Annotated in this window: 17 protein-coding genes; 13 read left to right on the top strand and 4 right to left on the bottom strand. The window is 67.5% G+C overall.

All coding sequences use genetic code 11. The features are described from left to right. Window positions 1–375: 375 nt before the first annotated feature. Together TX79_RS02740 and TX79_RS02735 are read left to right on the top strand one after the other, a co-directional pair. Window positions 376–963, top strand: a complete 588-nt coding sequence (locus TX79_RS02740) for a cupredoxin domain-containing protein (RefSeq protein ID WP_230198531.1) — start codon at window positions 376–378, stop codon at window positions 961–963. 82 nt (window positions 964–1045) lie between these two features. After that, on the top strand, window positions 1046–1708 hold the full coding sequence (locus TX79_RS02735) for a 2,5-diamino-6-(ribosylamino)-4(3H)-pyrimidinone 5'-phosphate reductase (RefSeq protein WP_049925614.1): 663 nt from the start codon (window positions 1046–1048) through the stop codon (window positions 1706–1708). Window positions 1709–1744: 36 nt separating this feature from the next. On the opposite strand, the gene msrA is transcribed toward TX79_RS02735, so the two are convergent. After that, a complete protein-coding gene (msrA, locus tag TX79_RS02730; RefSeq protein WP_049925612.1) occupies window positions 1745–2281 on the bottom strand; it encodes a peptide-methionine (S)-S-oxide reductase MsrA in 537 nt (178 codons plus the stop codon). Window positions 2282–2388: 107 nt separating this feature from the next. On the opposite strand from msrA, the gene TX79_RS02725 reads away from it, so the two are divergent. Further along, a complete protein-coding gene (locus tag TX79_RS02725; RefSeq protein WP_049925611.1) occupies window positions 2389–2607 on the top strand; it encodes a hypothetical protein in 219 nt (72 codons plus the stop codon). A gap of 128 nt (window positions 2608–2735) precedes the next feature. Then, window positions 2736–3152 carry a CBS domain-containing protein gene (locus TX79_RS02720; protein ID WP_049925609.1) on the top strand — a complete coding sequence of 139 codons (417 nt, stop codon included), beginning with the start codon at window positions 2736–2738 and terminating at the stop codon, window positions 3150–3152. A gap of 6 nt (window positions 3153–3158) precedes the next feature. Here the strand turns inward: TX79_RS02720 and TX79_RS02715 are convergent, their stop codons facing one another. Continuing rightward, the gene (locus TX79_RS02715; protein ID WP_049925608.1) at window positions 3159–4589 is read right to left on the bottom strand and encodes an FAD-dependent oxidoreductase; all 1431 of its coding nucleotides are present in this window, start codon (window positions 4587–4589) and stop codon (window positions 3159–3161) included. A gap of 192 nt (window positions 4590–4781) precedes the next feature. On the opposite strand from TX79_RS02715, the gene TX79_RS02710 reads away from it, so the two are divergent. The 4 genes from TX79_RS02710 to TX79_RS02695 all read left to right on the top strand — a co-directional run bounded on the left by TX79_RS02710 (window position 4782) and on the right by TX79_RS02695 (window position 9418). Next, window positions 4782–5867, top strand: a complete 1086-nt coding sequence (locus TX79_RS02710) for a guanosine monophosphate reductase (protein WP_049925606.1) — start codon at window positions 4782–4784, stop codon at window positions 5865–5867. 121 nt (window positions 5868–5988) lie between these two features. Further along, the gene (locus TX79_RS02705; protein ID WP_049925604.1) at window positions 5989–7209 is read left to right on the top strand and encodes an FAD-dependent oxidoreductase; all 1221 of its coding nucleotides are present in this window, start codon (window positions 5989–5991) and stop codon (window positions 7207–7209) included. Between the two features lie 169 nt (window positions 7210–7378). Next, on the top strand, window positions 7379–8137 hold the full coding sequence (locus TX79_RS02700; protein ID WP_049925603.1) for an SDR family NAD(P)-dependent oxidoreductase: 759 nt from the start codon (window positions 7379–7381) through the stop codon (window positions 8135–8137). Window positions 8138–8437: 300 nt separating this feature from the next. Beyond that, window positions 8438–9418, top strand: coding sequence for a HEAT repeat domain-containing protein (locus TX79_RS02695; protein WP_195892446.1), 981 nt, complete (start codon window positions 8438–8440; stop codon window positions 9416–9418). 126 nt (window positions 9419–9544) lie between these two features. Here TX79_RS02695 and TX79_RS02690 read toward each other — a convergent pair whose 3' ends face one another. Then, window positions 9545–9907, bottom strand: a complete 363-nt coding sequence (locus TX79_RS02690) for a DUF7342 family protein (protein ID WP_049925600.1) — start codon at window positions 9905–9907, stop codon at window positions 9545–9547. Between the two features lie 118 nt (window positions 9908–10025). Here TX79_RS02690 and TX79_RS02685 point away from each other — a divergent pair, with 118 nt between their 5' ends. From TX79_RS02685 to TX79_RS02670, 4 genes are all read left to right on the top strand, one after another. Further along, window positions 10026–10715, top strand: a complete 690-nt coding sequence (locus TX79_RS02685; protein WP_049925599.1) for a cob(I)yrinic acid a,c-diamide adenosyltransferase — start codon at window positions 10026–10028, stop codon at window positions 10713–10715. A 60-nt stretch (window positions 10716–10775) separates the two neighbouring features. Beyond that, complete coding sequence (locus TX79_RS02680) at window positions 10776–11525, top strand: ABC transporter ATP-binding protein (RefSeq protein ID WP_049925597.1); 750 nt, start codon at window positions 10776–10778, stop codon at window positions 11523–11525. Further along, complete coding sequence (locus TX79_RS02675; protein ID WP_230198530.1) at window positions 11525–12970, top strand: hypothetical protein; 1446 nt, start codon at window positions 11525–11527, stop codon at window positions 12968–12970. Before TX79_RS02680 ends, TX79_RS02675 begins: the two co-directional genes overlap by 1 nt. Window positions 12971–13040: 70 nt before the next feature. Next, on the top strand, window positions 13041–13253 hold the full coding sequence (locus tag TX79_RS02670) for a hypothetical protein (protein ID WP_049925594.1): 213 nt from the start codon (window positions 13041–13043) through the stop codon (window positions 13251–13253). A gap of 31 nt (window positions 13254–13284) precedes the next feature. Here the strand turns inward: TX79_RS02670 and TX79_RS02665 are convergent, their stop codons facing one another. Next, entirely contained in the window at window positions 13285–14355 is a 1071-nt protein-coding gene (locus TX79_RS02665; RefSeq protein WP_049925593.1) for a phosphotransferase family protein, read from the bottom strand. Window positions 14356–14454: 99 nt separating this feature from the next. Here TX79_RS02665 and TX79_RS02660 point away from each other — a divergent pair, with 99 nt between their 5' ends. Continuing rightward, a complete protein-coding gene (locus tag TX79_RS02660) occupies window positions 14455–16092 on the top strand; it encodes a cobyric acid synthase (protein ID WP_049925591.1) in 1638 nt (545 codons plus the stop codon). The last annotated feature ends 6 nt before the right edge of the window (window positions 16093–16098 follow it).

The following is a 16098-nucleotide window of genomic DNA, read 5'->3' as shown; positions in this document are numbered from 1 at the left end:
TCTGGCGACGTGAAAAACGTTCCCGCAACGGGGCGAAAGTGAACGGCGTCGCGTTCGACGGTGGATCGCCGACGAGCGGACGCCCCGCCGATCACGGCTCGAGTCATCGGCGCGACATGCGAGCGGACGGACCAGGAATCGAAATCCGTCCATACACTGTGGATAACGACGACCCACACGCACAGGAGGTGACGGTATGGAGCGTTTCTTTCCATAGGGGTGGACCGGATGTAATTGGGGGTTTACGTTTCAATGGGAACCAATCCCGAAATCGATCGTTTCGCGGCCTGAACCTGCCGGGACGGAGACTATGCGAGTAGAACGGTCACTCCCGGATGCCAGATGTCACGAGAACAGTCGCATTCGCGCCGAACAGTGCTCAAATTGACTGGAATCGCGACCGTTTCGACGGTCCTGGCCGGCTGCGGCGACGGCGGCGGTCCCGGTGAGGAAGAACCTGCCGGCGGTGGCGAAGAACCCGCCGGCGGCGGGGAAGAGGAACCCGCTGGCGGCGGGGAAGAAGAGGAACCCGCCGGCGGTGGTGAGGAAGAAGAACCCGCCGGGGGCGAGGAAGAGGAGGCCAACGAAACGGAAGAAGACGGCGAGGAGAGCGGAGACGGTGGCGGCGACGCGATCGATCCCGAGACGGAGATCGAACTCATAGGTGAGACGCAGGGCTGGCAGGGCGAGGCCCCGGACGACATCGCCGACGAGGAGAACCCGACGCTCACGCTCCAGGAGGGCGAATCCTACGATATTACCTGGGAGAACGGCGACGGCGCGGAACACAACATCGAGATCCGCGACGACAACGACGAGGTCGTCGACGACTACCAGACCGACACGATGGGCGAGGAAGGCGAGACCCAGACCCTCGAGATCGACGAGGTGACCGACGAGATGGCCACCTACGTCTGTGAACCCCACGAGACGACGATGGTCGGCGACATCGAACTCGCGTAACGTTTCGCTCGGTTCCTCGGATCGATCCGCCGCCGACGTCCGGACGCGGTGTCTTCTTTAGCCCCCGGCACCCAGAAGCGGTATGCACGTCGTCGTCAACGCCGCGATGAGCGCGGACGGCAAACTCTCCTCGCGCCGCCGGGAACAGCTCGCCATCAGCGGCGAGGCCGACTTTTCCCGCGTCGATCGGCTCCGGGCCGACAGCGACGCCGTCGTCGTCGGCGTCGGGACCGTCCTCGCGGACGATCCACACCTCACCGTCAAGGACGACTCCCTCGTCGAGCGGCGACGCGAACGCGGCGTCCCCGACCATCCCGCCCGCGTGGTCGTCGACTCGAGCGGGCGTACGCCGCTCGACGCCGCCGTCCTCGACGACGCGGCGGCGAGTTACGTCTGTCTGAGCGAGCGCGCGCCGATCGACGAGCGGATGGCGCTCGCCGAGCGCGCCGAACTGGTCACTGCGGGCGAAGAGCGGGTCGACCTCCCGCGCGCGTTCGCGTCGCTCCAGCGCGAGGGCCTCGAGACCCTGATGGTCGAGGGCGGCGGCGAACTCATCTTTTCGCTGTTCGAGACCGGACTCGTGGACGAACTCCGCGTCTACGTCGGCCCGAAAGTGATCGGCGGCCGCGACGCGCCGACGCTCGCCGACGGCGAGGGGTTCGTCGACGAGTTCCCCACGCTCGCGCTCGAGAACGTCGAGCGACTGGACGAGGGGGCGCTGTTGACCTGGGAGGTCGAGCGCTGATCGCGGGATGCGGGCCAGCCGTCGATCCGTCCGCGCTCAGGCCCGACTGACGTTTTCGGCGAACTTCTCGCGGACCTTCTCGACCTTCGGCTGGGCGTGCATCTGGCAGTAGGCGTCCTGGGGGTTCTTCTCGAAGTAGTCCTGGTGTTTCTCCTCGGCGCGCCAGAACCGCTCGAGGGGTTCGACTTCGGTGACGATCTCGTCGTCGTAGCCGCCGGCTTCCTCGAGTGCCTCGATGTAGGCCTCGGCTAGCTCCCGTTGCTCGTCGTCGTGGGTGAGGACGATCGACCGGTACTGCGTGCCGACGTCCGGCCCCTGCCGGTTCAACTGCGTCGGGTCGTGGACGGTGAAAAACACCTCGAGCATGTCCTCGTAGCCGTGGACTTCGGGGTCGTACTCCACCTGGACGACCTCGGCGTGGCCCGTGTTGCCCGTACAGACCTCCCGGTAGGAGGGGTCCTCGACGTGACCGCCGGCGTAGCCCGAGGTGACGGACTCGACGCCGTCGATCTCCTTGAACGCCGCCTCGACACACCAGAAGCAGCCACCGCCGAACGTTGCGGTCTCGGTCATGGGCGTTCGTACGGTCGCGAGCGATATGTACCTGACGAGGCCCGATTTCAAGCGCGTCCCGCTGGATGGGAAGGCTTACAACCGACCGATCACCAGCCCGCAGTGGAATGACCGACGAGCAGACCGTCGCCGACGTGCTCGACCGTGTGCGCGAACGCCGCCGTCGCAAGCGCTGTCCGGACTGCGACGCCGTCGTCTCGATCCGCGGCTTCGACGGCGAGTACCGCTGGGAGTGTCTCGACTGCGACGCGATCGGGATCGGCTACCGGACCCGCGGGGCCGCACTCGAGGGCGTCGCCACGCGCCGGCGCGACAGACGGAACTGACGGGACCGACGCGACTGACGTCGACCCGTCGCCGCGAGTGACGGTCAGGCGATCCCGAGAGACACGCCGATCGGGCATGCGAACGCCGCCCCCCGTATTTAGGCCGTGGTCGGCAAAGCCGTCACTGCATGACACTGACAGAGATCGCCACGACGGACGTCGTCTCGGCCAGTTCGGACGCCAGCGTGGAGGAACTCCTCGAGATGATGGACGACCAGATGGTCGGCAGCGTCGTCATCACCGACGGCGACGAGCCGACGGGGATCGTAACGGATCGCTCGATCGCCCTCGAGATGCGCAACGCCGACTCGATCCAGGATATGACGGCCGAGGACGTGATGGCCGAGAATCCGGTCACGATCGAGGACAGCGCCTCCCACTACGAGGCCGTAGAGCAGATGAGCAACGAGGGCATCCGCCGGATCCCGATCACCGAAGACGGATCGCTCTGCGGGATCATCACGCTCGACGACCTGCTCATGATGACGGCGGCAGAGTTGAGCAACGCCTCGGACGTGATCGAACAGCAGGCCGGCCCGAGTTGAGGCGGTCTATCGCAGGTTCCCGGCGAGCACCTTCGCCGCCACGAGCACCGAATCCCACGTCGAGTTGAACGGCGGCGCGTAGGCCAGATCGTAGTTCTCGAGGTCGAAGACCGTCGCGGACTCCTCGAGTGCTGCCACGATCGCGTGGCTGCGGTGGACCGCCCCCTCGCCGTACTCGCTGACGAGGCTCGCCCCGAGCAGGCGTCCCGTCTCGCGGTCGGCGGTGAGCGTGACGGTGACGGTGCCACCTTCCGGATAGTAGCCGGCTCGGGAGTTGGCGTCGATCGTCTCCGTGACCGGGTCGAAGCCGGCTTCGCGGCCCTCCGCGTGGTCGAGGATACCCGTTCGCGCGGCTTCGACCTCGAAGGCCTTGACGGCGGCCGTGCCCGCGACGGTGCCGCCCTCGCTCGGGGTCCCGGCGACGGTCTGGCCGACGGCCCGGCCGTGCCGGTTCGCGGTCAGCGCCAGCGGCGCGTAGACCGGCTCGCCGGTGACGGTGTGGGTCGCCTCGGCGCAGTCGCCGGCGGCGTAGACGTCGGGGACGTTCGTCTCGCGGTAGGCGTCGGTCGCGATCGCACCCGTCGGCCCGATGTCGATTCCCGCGTCCTCGGCGAGGGCCGTCCTGGGTCGCACCCCGGTCCCGAGCAACACCATCTCGACCGGGACCCGCTCGTCGGCGGTGACGATTGCGGCTACCGTCTCCGAATCCTCGCCAGCGACGAGCTCCCGGACCTCGGTCCCGAGGCGGACGTCCACGTCCCGTTCCCGCAGGTGGTCGGCGACCGCCTCGCTCGTCGCCTCGCTGAACCCCGTCAGGGGGCGCTCGCCGCGCTGGAACAGCGTCACCTCGAACGCGTTCGCCGCGAGGGCTTCGGCCATCTCGATGCCGACGTAGCCCCCGCCGACGACGGCGACGCGGCCCGCACAGTCCTCGAGGTAGCGACAGGCCGGCCCGCGATCGGGTTGCTGGAACGACTCCTTCTCGCGGGCGCGGGCGACGTACTCCCGCAGTTCCTTCCCGTCGCTCATCGACCCCAGCGTGTAGACGCCCTCGAGATCGGTGCCCTCGATCGACGGGACGACCGCCTCGGCACCGGTGGCGAGCAGCAGGTGATCGTACGCCTGCTCGAGGGTCGTCCCGTCCGCGACGCGCTCGACGGTGACCGTTCGCTCGTCGGGATCGATCCCGACCACCTCGTGGCCCGTCCGGAGATCGATGTCCCGTTCCTCCCGGAACTCCTCGGGCGTCACCGAGACCAGCGCCTCGAGCGACTGGATCTCGCCTTTGACGTAGTAGGGGAGGCCGCAGGCACCGTAGGAGACCCACTCGCCCGTCTCGAAGACGTCCACCTCGAGGTCGGGGTCGTCCCGCTTGGCCTTGCTCGCGGCGGACATCCCCGCCGCGTCGCCGCCGATTACCACGAACGTGTCGGTCACGCGTCTCGCCTCCGACCGCCGACGTGCCTGGCTATTCGTCCCTCGAGACGGGGTGCAGGATCCGCCATGGAACTCTCGTTCGACGCGGGCAGGTGTAAAGCGTGGGGCGACTGGCGAGCGTTCGACCCGTCGACAGCCCGAGGTGTCGGCCCGACGACTTTATCCCCGTGCGTCCCGTCGTTCGTACGGGTCATGAACGATATCAGGACGGGGCTGAGCTACGGGGACGTACTGCTCGTGCCGCAGCGATCGCCCGTCGACAGCCGTGGGGACGTCGACCTCTCGACGCGACTCACGCCGAACGTGGAACTCGAGACGCCGCTGGTGTCGGCGGCGATGGACACCGTGACCGAAGCGGAGCTGGCCATCGCGCTCGGCGAGGCCGGCGGGATCGGTACGATCCACCGCTTCCTCACGATCGAGAAGCAGGCGACCGAAGTCGCCCGGACGGCGCAAGCCGGCGTCCCGGTCGCGGCGGCCGTCGGCATCGACGAGGACTACGTCGCCCGCTCCGAGGCGCTCCTCGAGGCTGGTGCGACGGCGCTCGTGGTCGACGTCGCCCACGGCCACTTAGAGCGCACGCTCGAGGCGACTGCGACGATCCGTTCGGAGTTCCCGGACGCCGAACTCGTGGTCGGGAACGTCGCGACGCCGGCGGGCGTCGAGGACTGCTACGAGGTCGGCGCTGACTGCGTCAAAGTGGGAATCGGGCCGGGATCGCACTGTACGACCCGGAAGGTTGCCGGGGTCGGCGTCCCGCAGTTGACGGCCGTCGACGACTGTGCCGACGCCGCCGACGACCTCGGCATCCCCGTGATCGCCGACGGCGGCATCCGGACCTCCGGCGACGCCGTCAAGGCGCTGATGGCCGGCGCGGAGACCGTCATGCTGGGCAGTCTCTTCGCCGGCACCGCGGAAGCACCCGGTGAGGTGCTCGAGGTCGACGGCGTCCGGTACAAACGCTCCCGCGGGATGGCGACGACCGCCGCCGCGGAGGACAGGTCGGACAAGGAGGAGGACGTCGACACCGACGAGGGCGTCGAGGGGCTGACGCCGTACAAGGGTCCGGTCGCCGACGTCGTACGCGAGTTCTGCGCGGGGATCCGCTCCGGCCTCTCCTACTGTGGCGGCCACACGATCCCCGAGGCCCGGGAGAAGGCCGAGTTCATCCGCGTCGCCCCCAGCGCGAAGGAACGGGAGGGTGCCCACACCGACGCCGAGTGGGAGACGGTCAGCGTCGACAGCGTCGGCGAGGCGGCGACAGGTGCGGACGACTGATCGGGTCACGACGGCTCGGAACGACTCCAGGACGAATAGCGGTGGCGGGATCGACGGCCTCGGTTCGGACGCCGACCGGCCCCGGTGAAACGCTTGTAGGTCTCGCCGGCGTCGGTATCGTATGCCGAATCAGACGTCGGTTCTCGTGATCGGCGGCGGCGCGACCGGCGCGGGAATCACGCGCGACCTCGCCCTCCGCGGGGTCGACGTGACGCTCGTGGACCGCGACGGCCTCGCCGCGGGCGCGTCGGGTCGATCGCACGGCTTGCTCCACAGCGGCGCACGCTACGCCGAGTCCGATCCGGTCGGCGCGACCGAGTGTCTCGAGGAAAACCGCACGCTCAGGGACGTCGCCGGCGCGTGCGTCCGCGATACCGGCGGGCTCTTCGTCCAGTTGACCGCGGACGATCCGGACTACTTCGACGCGAAGCGCGTCGCCTGTGAGGAACGCGGGATTCCGGTCGAAATCGTCGACGTGGACGACGCGCGTCGCGGGGTCCCGGGGCTCAGCGAGGACGTCGAGCGGGCGATGCGGGTCCCCGACGCCGTCGTTTTCCCGTCGCGACTCGTCGCGGCCAACGCCGCGGACGCCCGCGATCACGGTGCTCGCGTGCTACCGGACGCGCCCGTGGAGTCGATGACTCGTAAGGGCGGGCGGATCGCTACGGTCGAACTCGGCGGCGACGCAAGCGAGACCGTCGAGCCGACGTACGTCGTCAACGCGACCGGCCCGTACGCGGAGAAGACGGCCGCGCTCGCCGACGTGTCAGTCGAGATGCGGCCGACCCGCGGGGTCATGATCGCCGTCGAGTACGACGGGCTCGAGCCGGTGCTCAACCGGTGCCGGGAGCCCGCCGACGGTGACATCGTGGTCCCCCACGCCGAGGCGGTCGTGCTGGGGACGACGAGCGTCCCGGTCGACGACCCCGAGGCGTACGAGACCGCCGACTGGGAGCTCGAGGAGACGATTCGAGAGTGTGCGACGATGCTTCCGCCGGTCGCCGACGCGCCCCGCCGGCGCACGTGGTGGGGCGTCCGACCGCTGTACGCGCCCGACGAGGCGGCACGCGGCGGCCGCGGCATCTCGCGGGGGTTCTTCGTGCTCGATCACGCCGACGAGGGGGTCGACAACTTCGTCAGCGTCGTCGGCGGCAAGCTGACGACCTACCGGAAGATGGCCGAGGTGGCGGCCGATCACGTCTGCAGGGAACTCGGCGTCGACGCCCCCTGTTCGACCGCGGATCGAGACCTCCCGGGCGCGTCGAATCCGGATCGGCTCGACGCGTTCGTCGACCAGTTCGACGGTCAGGGACCCGCGGACGCCGACACCGTCGGTCAGTAGCCCGACGCCGGTTCATCGCCCGGTGACTCGGTGTCGGACGCATCGAACCGGCGCGTCCCGGTCTCCGACCCACCGAATCGTCGGCTTTGTCGGCTCGGCGACCCGCGTCTCCTCGCGGGGACCGGTCTCAACCCGAACCCCTATCCGTGGGGGTGTGGAGGGTCCGACAATGGGACTCGTCGAGGATCGCGTCGCGGTCATCACGGGCGCAGCGTCAGGTATCGGTCGAGAGACGGCGACTACCTTCGCCGAACACGGCGCGTCGGTAGTCGTGGCCGACGTCGACGCGGAGGGCGGCGAGGAAACCGTCTCGCGGATCGCCGACGGCGGCGGCGAGGCGACGTTCGTCGAGACGGACGTCTCGGATCCGGACGATGTCCAAGGGGCGATCGAGACGGCCGTCGAGGAGTTCGGCGGCATCGACGTGCTCTACAACAACGCCGCGATCGAGGGGCCGGTCGACCGATTGCACGAGTACGACGACGAGGCGTTCGAGCGCGTGGTCGACGTGAACCTGAAGGGCGTCTGGTACGGCCTGAAGTACGGCATCGAGGCCATGCTGGCCGACGGCGGCGGGTCGATCGTCAGCGCCTCCTCTATCGCCGGCGAGGTAGCCGTCCCCAACTACAGCGGCTACGGGGCGGCCAAGGCGGCCGTCGGCCAACTCACCAGGTACGCCGCCATCGAGTACGCCGAGGACGGGATCCGCGCCAACGCGGTCGCGCCGGGAATCGTCCGGACGGAGATGATCGAACGGACCATCGAGGAGAACCCCGAGATGGAGGCTCAGTTCGAGGAGACCGAACCCATGCCCGGGCTCGCCGAGCCCGAGGAAGTCGCGAACGCCGTGCTCTTTCTCGGCTCGGAGCTCTCCTCGAGGGTGACCGGCGTGACGCTACCCGTGGAAGGGGGCTACCTGGCGCAGTAGCCCCGGTCGCCGATCCCCTGCCGTCGGTATACACAGTCCATCGAGGCTGGATCCATCCGGTGGTGAAGCCGACGAGTTTACTCGGGGGCCGCTGACGGACGACCGTCGTACTGAACCGGCGCTGCAGGATCGTTTTGATCGACTGGTTCGATCCCTTCTATCGATGGATTCTGCTCCGATCGAATGGCGTACGAAGGCAGGTTCGTCCCGGTTTGTATCGTTCGCTCGTTGCGGGGGGAACTGCCACAATCGTAATATACCTGCTGGAGCAACATCATGTTGCTGAACGGGAATTTACCAATGGTGAAGGGAATCTATCGCTGGCACGTCGACAACATTAGAGACCACATTTACGAGGGAAAAATAGCTAGATACGACGTGAGGAAACGGGAATCCGGTGGAACTAGTGTCGTCATCGGCAGTCCGATGGGTATTTTCGGGTACTTCTCGGGGAAATATCTCGGCCGCGGGTACCAGGAGTCGAAGGAACTGGGATGGCGTGGGAGAGTGAAACGGCTGTATGGACCATTGAGTTATCTCTCACTCCTGGTTGTGTTGTTGATTCTACTGAACATCGCCGTGGTACTGGCCGACAGCGTGTGGGATGTGACGGCCAATTCGGCAATGATACTGTCAGCAGTGGTACTAGCGGGTGTTCCGAATCTGCACGGCAGATACCTAGCGAAGAACGACGTGAGAGTAACGAAAGAGCTAGAGCAACTCGTGAGAAATCCATCGGTCGAACGGATCGACTTCGCCCTTGAGAACATCGGTCATCGACACGAGAGAGCGAACGAAGCCGCGTTGAAGGCCACCTCGAATATCCTCCGAAACACACCTGGAAAAGCGATTAAATACAGTTCGGCAAGCCCCGAGGCGATCTACGAGACACTCGTACAGCAGGTTACGTCCGGTAGTGACGGAACGACGGAAGATAGTCTCGAATCGCTCGTCTGGATCTCTCGAGATCACGGCCGTCTGCCGTTGCAACACGCGAGTCTATTCAAGGGCTTCGTTCGAGCGGATCGTTCCCCGATTCAAGTCCACGCCACGCTGATTCTCGGCAATCTTGAATTGGAAAGCGAGCGGAAGCGCGACGCCGTTGCGAGAGCACTCCAGCCGGCAGCAACCGATCCGGATGCTGACGTCCGAAACGCTGCTGCGACCGCCCTCGGAAACGTGCCGTCCGGATCCGCCGTGGCTCTCCTGCAGCAGTTAGCCGAGGACTCCGATCCGTCTGTTCGCCGGACAGCGGTCGAAACGCTACAGAAGCACTCCTGATACTGTCTCAGAACGTGGTCGACTCACCCAGCCGTGGTACTCAGGTACCGTCTTTCGTATCGATTCCGGCTGCGGGGATCGCTGATTGTCGATCACCGGATCGGTTCCGAAGAGACGGGCCGAACCTTACGAGTTTCCGTCATTTTTCGACCAGAGGATGGTCGCACGATTCGACGAACGACTCACGTCTGCTTGCAGATTTTTGTTCTCGTCGAAGTCGATCGTAATCCGATCGAAGTTGCCGACGTATTGGGCCTTTTGCCGGTTCCGTTGTTGGCTGCCGATCGCCTCAGTGACCAGCGACGCTTCGGTGAGCCGATCCAGTTTGCGGTAAGTCGTCGAGGGCGGGAGGTCCGCCGCCTTGGCGATCTCGTCGGCGGTTTTCGGTTCCTCGAGAACGGCGACGATCCGCCGACAGCCGTCGTCGTGGAGGACGCCGACGATCGTCTCGAGATCGGGTGCGTCGTCGGACGACAGCTCTAGAGACATATAGATGCGAACACGTTAGGAGCGAAGCCTCAAGAGGAGTTTGGTTAGTGTCATCACGGTGAGTGGGTTGACGAGCGAACGGGGAAGCTACATGGTTGATCGGTCCGAGGATGGGCGTATGAGCGAGGACCCGACGCCAGAATCCGTCGTCGAGAACACGCCCGGAGAGGGACGAACGCCCGACGCTCAGCCCATCGAGCCGTCCGCGCCCGAAGAGTTCGGCCGCGTCCAGGTCTGGTGGGGCGACGGGAAGGGCAAGACGACGGCCACGCTCGGCATGGGGATGCGCGCGGCCGGCCACGGCTTCCGCGTCCACGTGCTCCAGTTCATGAAAGGCGGGGCCTCGAGCGTCGAGGCCGTCCGCGGCGAGTACAACGCCATCGCGGCGCTCCCGGGGATGAGCTACGAGAACCTCGGCCACTACGGCTGGCACGGGATGGCCGACGGCAGCGACGAGACCGAACACGAGGCCGAGGCCCGCGCCGGCCTCGAGCGCGCCCACGAACTGCTCGAGGCGGCCGCCGACGCGAACCTCGACGAACCGATCGACCTCGACGCCGACCCCGAGGACGGCGTGCACATGCTGATCCTCGACGAGGTGCTCTACGCCGCCGACCGCGACCTCGTGAGCGAGGACGAGGTCCACGACCTGCTGGACGCGAAACCCGACGGCCTCGAACTGGTGTTGTCCGGGAGCCACAGCGAACCGGCGTACCTCGCGGACCGGGCGGACCTCGTCACGAACGTCCGGAAGGTCAAGCATCCGATCGACGACGGCCAGCGTGCCCGCCGGGGCACCGAATATTAGGGAGCGCTTCGCCGGTGCCAGTACCGTTATTGTCGGTGGCTGTCAATCGACGGGCGATCGATGGCCGCCATTCGAGTCGACGAGTTGTCCAAGTCGTACGGGTCCGTGCGTGCAGTCGACGGAATGCAGTTCAGCGTCGACCGCGGGGAGCTGTACGGCTTTCTGGGACCGAACGGGGCCGGGAAGACGACGACCATCCGGGCGATCACCGGACAGGTGCGTCCGGATTCGGGGACGATCAGCGTTCTCGGGACCGATCCCGTCGCCGAGCCGCTCGAGACGCGCCGCCGCGTCGGCATCCTGCCGGAGCGGGGGTCGCCGCCGAGCTTTCTCACTCCACAGGAGTATCTCTCCTTCGTCGGTCGGGTCCGCGACCTCGAACCGGACGTCGTCGAGGAGCGCATCGACCGCTGGGCCGATCGGCTCGGCTTTCGGGGCAAACTCGAGACGTTGCATACGGACCTCTCGCGCGGACAACAGCAGAAGCTGATGATCGCCCAGGCGTTCCTGCACGAACCCGACGTCGTGTTGATCGACGAACCGCTCGCGAACCTCGATCCGATCGTCCAGGAGCAGGTCAAGCAGGTGCTCGTCGACTACGCGGCCCGGGACAACGCCGTCTTCGTCTCGACGCACAACATCGACGTCGCGGAGGCGATCTGTAGCCGCGTCGGCATCGTCGCCGACGGCCGGATCGTCGCCGAGCGCCGGCCCGACGCGGACGACCAGCCGTTGCTCGAAACCTTCCTCGAGCACGTCGACCGGACGGATCCGCGAGACATGCCCTCGAAAGCGCCGATCGAACGATGATGGACGAAGAGCACGCGGGGCGCTTGCGGCGGCTCCGCTGGGTCTTTCTCTCGCTCGCCCGCGAGGAGTGGCGGCTCCACACCCGGCTGTTCGGCGGCTGGCGGTTCGCGTCTTTCCCCCTGTTGATCGCTGTCCTCGTCCTCGGCGGGACGGTCGCCCTGCTCGAGACCGGGACGTCCCCCCGGAGCGTCCTGATTGGGCTGCACGTCCTCGCCTGCGGGTTCGGCCTCTACAGCGGCACGGCCGGGTTCGCGGGCTCGGACATGCTCGAGAACGTCTTCGGGGAGCTCTCGCTGGTGCTCTCGACGGCCGAGACCTTGCCGCTGTCGCGGCGGTGGCTGCTGGGTGCATTCCTCGTGAAAGACGCCATCTTCTACGCGCTCGTGGTCGTGTTGCCGATGGCGACCGCGGCGGTTCCGATCCACGGGTTCGCGCCGACGGCGCTTCCCCAGCTGTTCGCGCTGTGGCTCTCCCTGTCGCTCGTCTTCGTCGCCGGGATGGCCCTGACGGTCGCACTGATCGCGGTCCGTACGCGGGGCGTGCCGACGTGGGCGATCACTGCCGTCGCCGTCCTCGCCGTCGTCGGCGCGTGGGTCGCCGGCGGCCCGAGCGCCCTCGGCGTCACGGTACCGATCACGGACGCGCCGGCTGCGGCAGTCGGCCTCGCCGTCGCGACCGTGGTCGTCGCGGTCGGATCGCTCTGGGCGTACGATCCCACGTACGCCCGGCCGGATCGGACCGCTGGCGACCGGTTCGCCACGGTCGCCGACCCGTTGCCCATCGCCGAGGACGCGCTCGTTTCGAAGACGCTGCTGGACCTCGCGCGGTCCTCGGGCGGCGTCTGGAAGCCGTTCGTCTCGACCGGCATCCTGCTCGCGCTCGTGGGCGCGCTCGTCGGCGTCGTCCGCGAGATCACGGGTATCGAGCCGGCACCGGGGATCTTCTTCGGCGGCGTTCTCGGTCTCGCGGCCTTCACGACGTACAACTGGCTCACCCAGTTCGACTCGCTCGAGGCCTACCTCGTCTACCCCGTCTCGATCGAGGCGGTTTTCCGGGCGAAACGCGCGGCGTTCGTGCTGGTCGGCGCGCCCGCGGTCGGGCTGCCGTATCTCGGTGCCGTGCTCTGGTTCGACGCGACGCTCGTCGACGCCGCCGTCGGCGCGATTTTGCTCGCGGGGTACGGGCTGTACTACTACGGGCTGACCGTCTACGTCGCCGGCTTCGACCCGAACGAGTTCCTCTTCGATTCCGTCCGGTTCGGCGCGTTCACCGTCGGCGTCGCCGTCGCGCTCGTGCCCGCGCTCGTGGCCGGCTTCGTCGTCGTGCCGCCGACGCTGACCGTCGCAGCCGTGCTCGCGGCGGCAGGCATCGGATTCGGGGTCGTCGGGTACGTCCTCTCGAGTCGCGCCGGGCCGCGGTGGGATCGGCGCTATCGCCGCGAGTGATCCGGGCATCCGAAAGTCACCGTCGTCTGCAAGCCGTACCGAAACCGGCCGGTACGGTGACGTGACCGCCATGAAGGTCGTCTTCAAGCCGGGGAACGCCTACGAGGAGATCAACTGCGCCGACTTTCGCGAGTACGAACACGGCGTCGTCCTCCACGACGCCCAGGGGTACAACATCGGCTACGTCCCCCACGAGATCCTGAGCCACATCGAACCCCACGAGGGCGAGGAAGTCGCTTTCGAGGAGGGCCAGCCACCCGACGTCGAAACGGACGAAGAGTGAGACGCCGCATTCGTACCCGGATCGGCTACTGTCACGCCCGTTCTCGCTCGAGCAACGCCTCGAGGTCGGCCTCGAGCCGTTCTTCGACGGCCGTCTCGGTCCCGTCGGGTAGCGTCAACTGGTCGAAGTCGTTCGTGATCCGGATCATCGCGAGCGCCTCGTAGCGCGGATCGGCGACCGGGACCGTCTCTTCGCGATCCGGTGCCGTCGTTCGGTAGCCCGCGGCCAGCGCGTCCCGGACCAGCGGCCGGCGATCCCGAACGTCTGGACAGCCGGCGAGGAAGGCCCCGCTGAAGATGTACGTCGCGAACGCGAGGTCGAACGCCGGGGGAACCACGAGCGTGTATCCCCAGTCGAGCATCCCCATCACGTCGCCCGTCTCGGGATCGACGAGGAGGTTGTGCAGGCCGTGATCGTTCCGGCCGAGGGCCGCCTCGAACGGCCCCTCGAGCGCGTCGATCTCTCGCTCGAGCCACGACCGTAGCTCGGGCGTCAGCGCGCCGAACCGGGAGTCGGCGTGGCGCTCGAGTTCCCGGTCGGCGTACGCGCGCAAGAATTCGGGCCACGTCCGGGCCTCGGTGACCGTCAACGTCGACGGGTCGCCGGCGGGACGGCCGCCGCGCAGGGCCGGACCGTCGTGGCGAACGTGACCGAAGTCGTCGGGTGCCGGCACCGCGTGGAGTTCGCCCAGGTATTCGCCGACCTGTCGTGCGAGTCGTCGGAGGATCGCGTCCTCGAGACGGGCGACACGCTCGTAGGGGAGTTCCTCGCCGGGGAGGGCCTCCATCAGGTACCACGGCGTCGGCACCGCGTCGTGGTCGTCGACGACGCCGACGACCTCGGGGACCGGAATCGAGGTTGTCGCACGCAAGACGGCCTGGATACGGGATTCGGTCGGCAGCCTCCACGTTCGTCCGTCGGGGGAGGCTTTCAGGTACAGCTCTCGCGTCCGCTCGTCGTCGGCGACGGTCAACCGATACACCGAACTGAACCCGCGCTCTGCCGGCTCCGCAGCGAGGAGTTCCCAGTCGGGATCGACGGACCGGAGCATCTCCTCGAGGGTCGCCTCGGAGAACGCCCGGGCGTCCGGCACGTCGTCCATACCCGCAGTTCCGGGCGGTCCAGAAGAATTCTTTCGGTGGGAGTAACCGCCGAACCGACAGGACGATACTCCCAGCCGTGCGAGTAGGTCGCGAAGCGAATGACACGGACGCTGCTGGTCGCCGGCACGGCGAGCCACGTCGGCAAGTCGACCGTGGCCGCGGGGCTCTGTCGGCTGCTCGCCGATCGGGGCGTCGCCGTCGCCCCGTTCAAGGCCCAGAACATGAGCAACAACGCCCGCGTCGTCGTCAGACCCGACGCGTCCGGGTCGATGGAGACCCTCGAGCGCGACGGCGAGGCCGACGACGCCGGTATCGGCGACGCGACTGACTCGAGCGACGACCGCTGGGGCGAGATCGGCGTCTCCCAGTTCGTTCAAGCCCGGGCCGCACGGATCACGCCCACGACGGACTGCAACCCGGTCCTCCTCAAGCCCCGCGGCGACGGAGAGAGTCAACTCGTTCTCCAGGGACGTGCCCACGAGCACGTCCCCGCCGGCACCTACTACGAGGAGTACTGGGAGCGAGCGCGAACGGCCGCCGAGGAATCCTACCGGCGACTCGCCGACCAGTACGACGTCATCGTCGCCGAAGGGGCCGGCAGCATCGGCGAAATCAATCTCCACGACCGGGACCTGGCGAACGTCGAAGCCGCCGAGTTCGCCGACGCCGACATCCTGCTACTCGTCGACATCGAGCGCGGTGGTGCCTTTGCCAGCCTCTACGGGACGATCGAACTCATGCCCGATCGGCTCCGCGAGCACCTCGTCGGCGCGATCATCACGAAGTTCCGCGGCGACGAATCACTGCTCGAGCCGGGCATCGCGGCGATCGAATCGAAGACCGGCGTCCCGATACTCGGCGTGGTACCCTACGCCGATCCCGGACTGCCGGAGGAGGATAGCGTCGCACTTCCCGATAGCGGGGAACGCGACGTACGCGGCGACGACGACGGCGTTCCCGCGGATCGTCGCATACGGATCGGGGTTCCCCGCCTGCCACGCATCTCGAACGCGACCGACCTCGAGGTGCTCGCCGCCGAACCCGGCGTTTCTGTCGTCTACCTCCCCGTCGGTCGCGAGACGTCGATCGAGGAGGCGGCCCTCGAGGAGATCCACGCGGTCGTCATCCCAGGAACGAAAAACACGGTCGACGACCTGCTCGCGCTCCGCGAGGCGGGGTACGCCGCTTTGCTGTCGGCGTTCGACGGCCCGATCGTCGGCCTCTGTGGCGGCTACCAGCTACTCGGCGAGCGGATCACCAACGCGGCACTCGAGGGCACCGGCGGCGACGACGTGATCGAGGGCCTCGGCCTCCTGCCCGTCGAGACCCGATTCGAACCCGAGAAGCGACTCGAGCGGACGTCCGTGACGGTCGACGGCGAGGCTTCGTCCCTGCTGGCCGGCGCGTCAGGGACTGCGACCGGCTACGAGATCCACGCCGGGCGCACGCAGGCGGCGTCGGACGCCGACCTCGAGCGGCCGCTCGGCGACTCGAGCGCGTCCTGCGGGCGCGTCCTCGGAACCTATCTGCACGGTCTCTTCGACAACGAGTCCGTTCGTGGGGCGTTTCTCGCGGCCGTTGCCCGGAACGCCGGCGTGGACCGCCCGTCCTCGGACGGCGATTGTGGGTCGGCCACGGGGGAATCAGTTCTCGCCGGCGAGACCCCTGCGGACAGGGCCGCGTCGCTGGTCCGCGAACACGTCGACCTCGAGGCGCTGGGCGACCCGTTCGTCTGAGGTCAC

It is taken from the genome of Halopiger goleimassiliensis (genome assembly GCF_000455345.1).
GTDB classification, from domain to species: Archaea; Halobacteriota; Halobacteria; order Halobacteriales; family Natrialbaceae; genus Halopiger_A; species Halopiger_A goleimassiliensis.
This window is presented reverse-complemented; position numbering and strand designations above follow the sequence as displayed.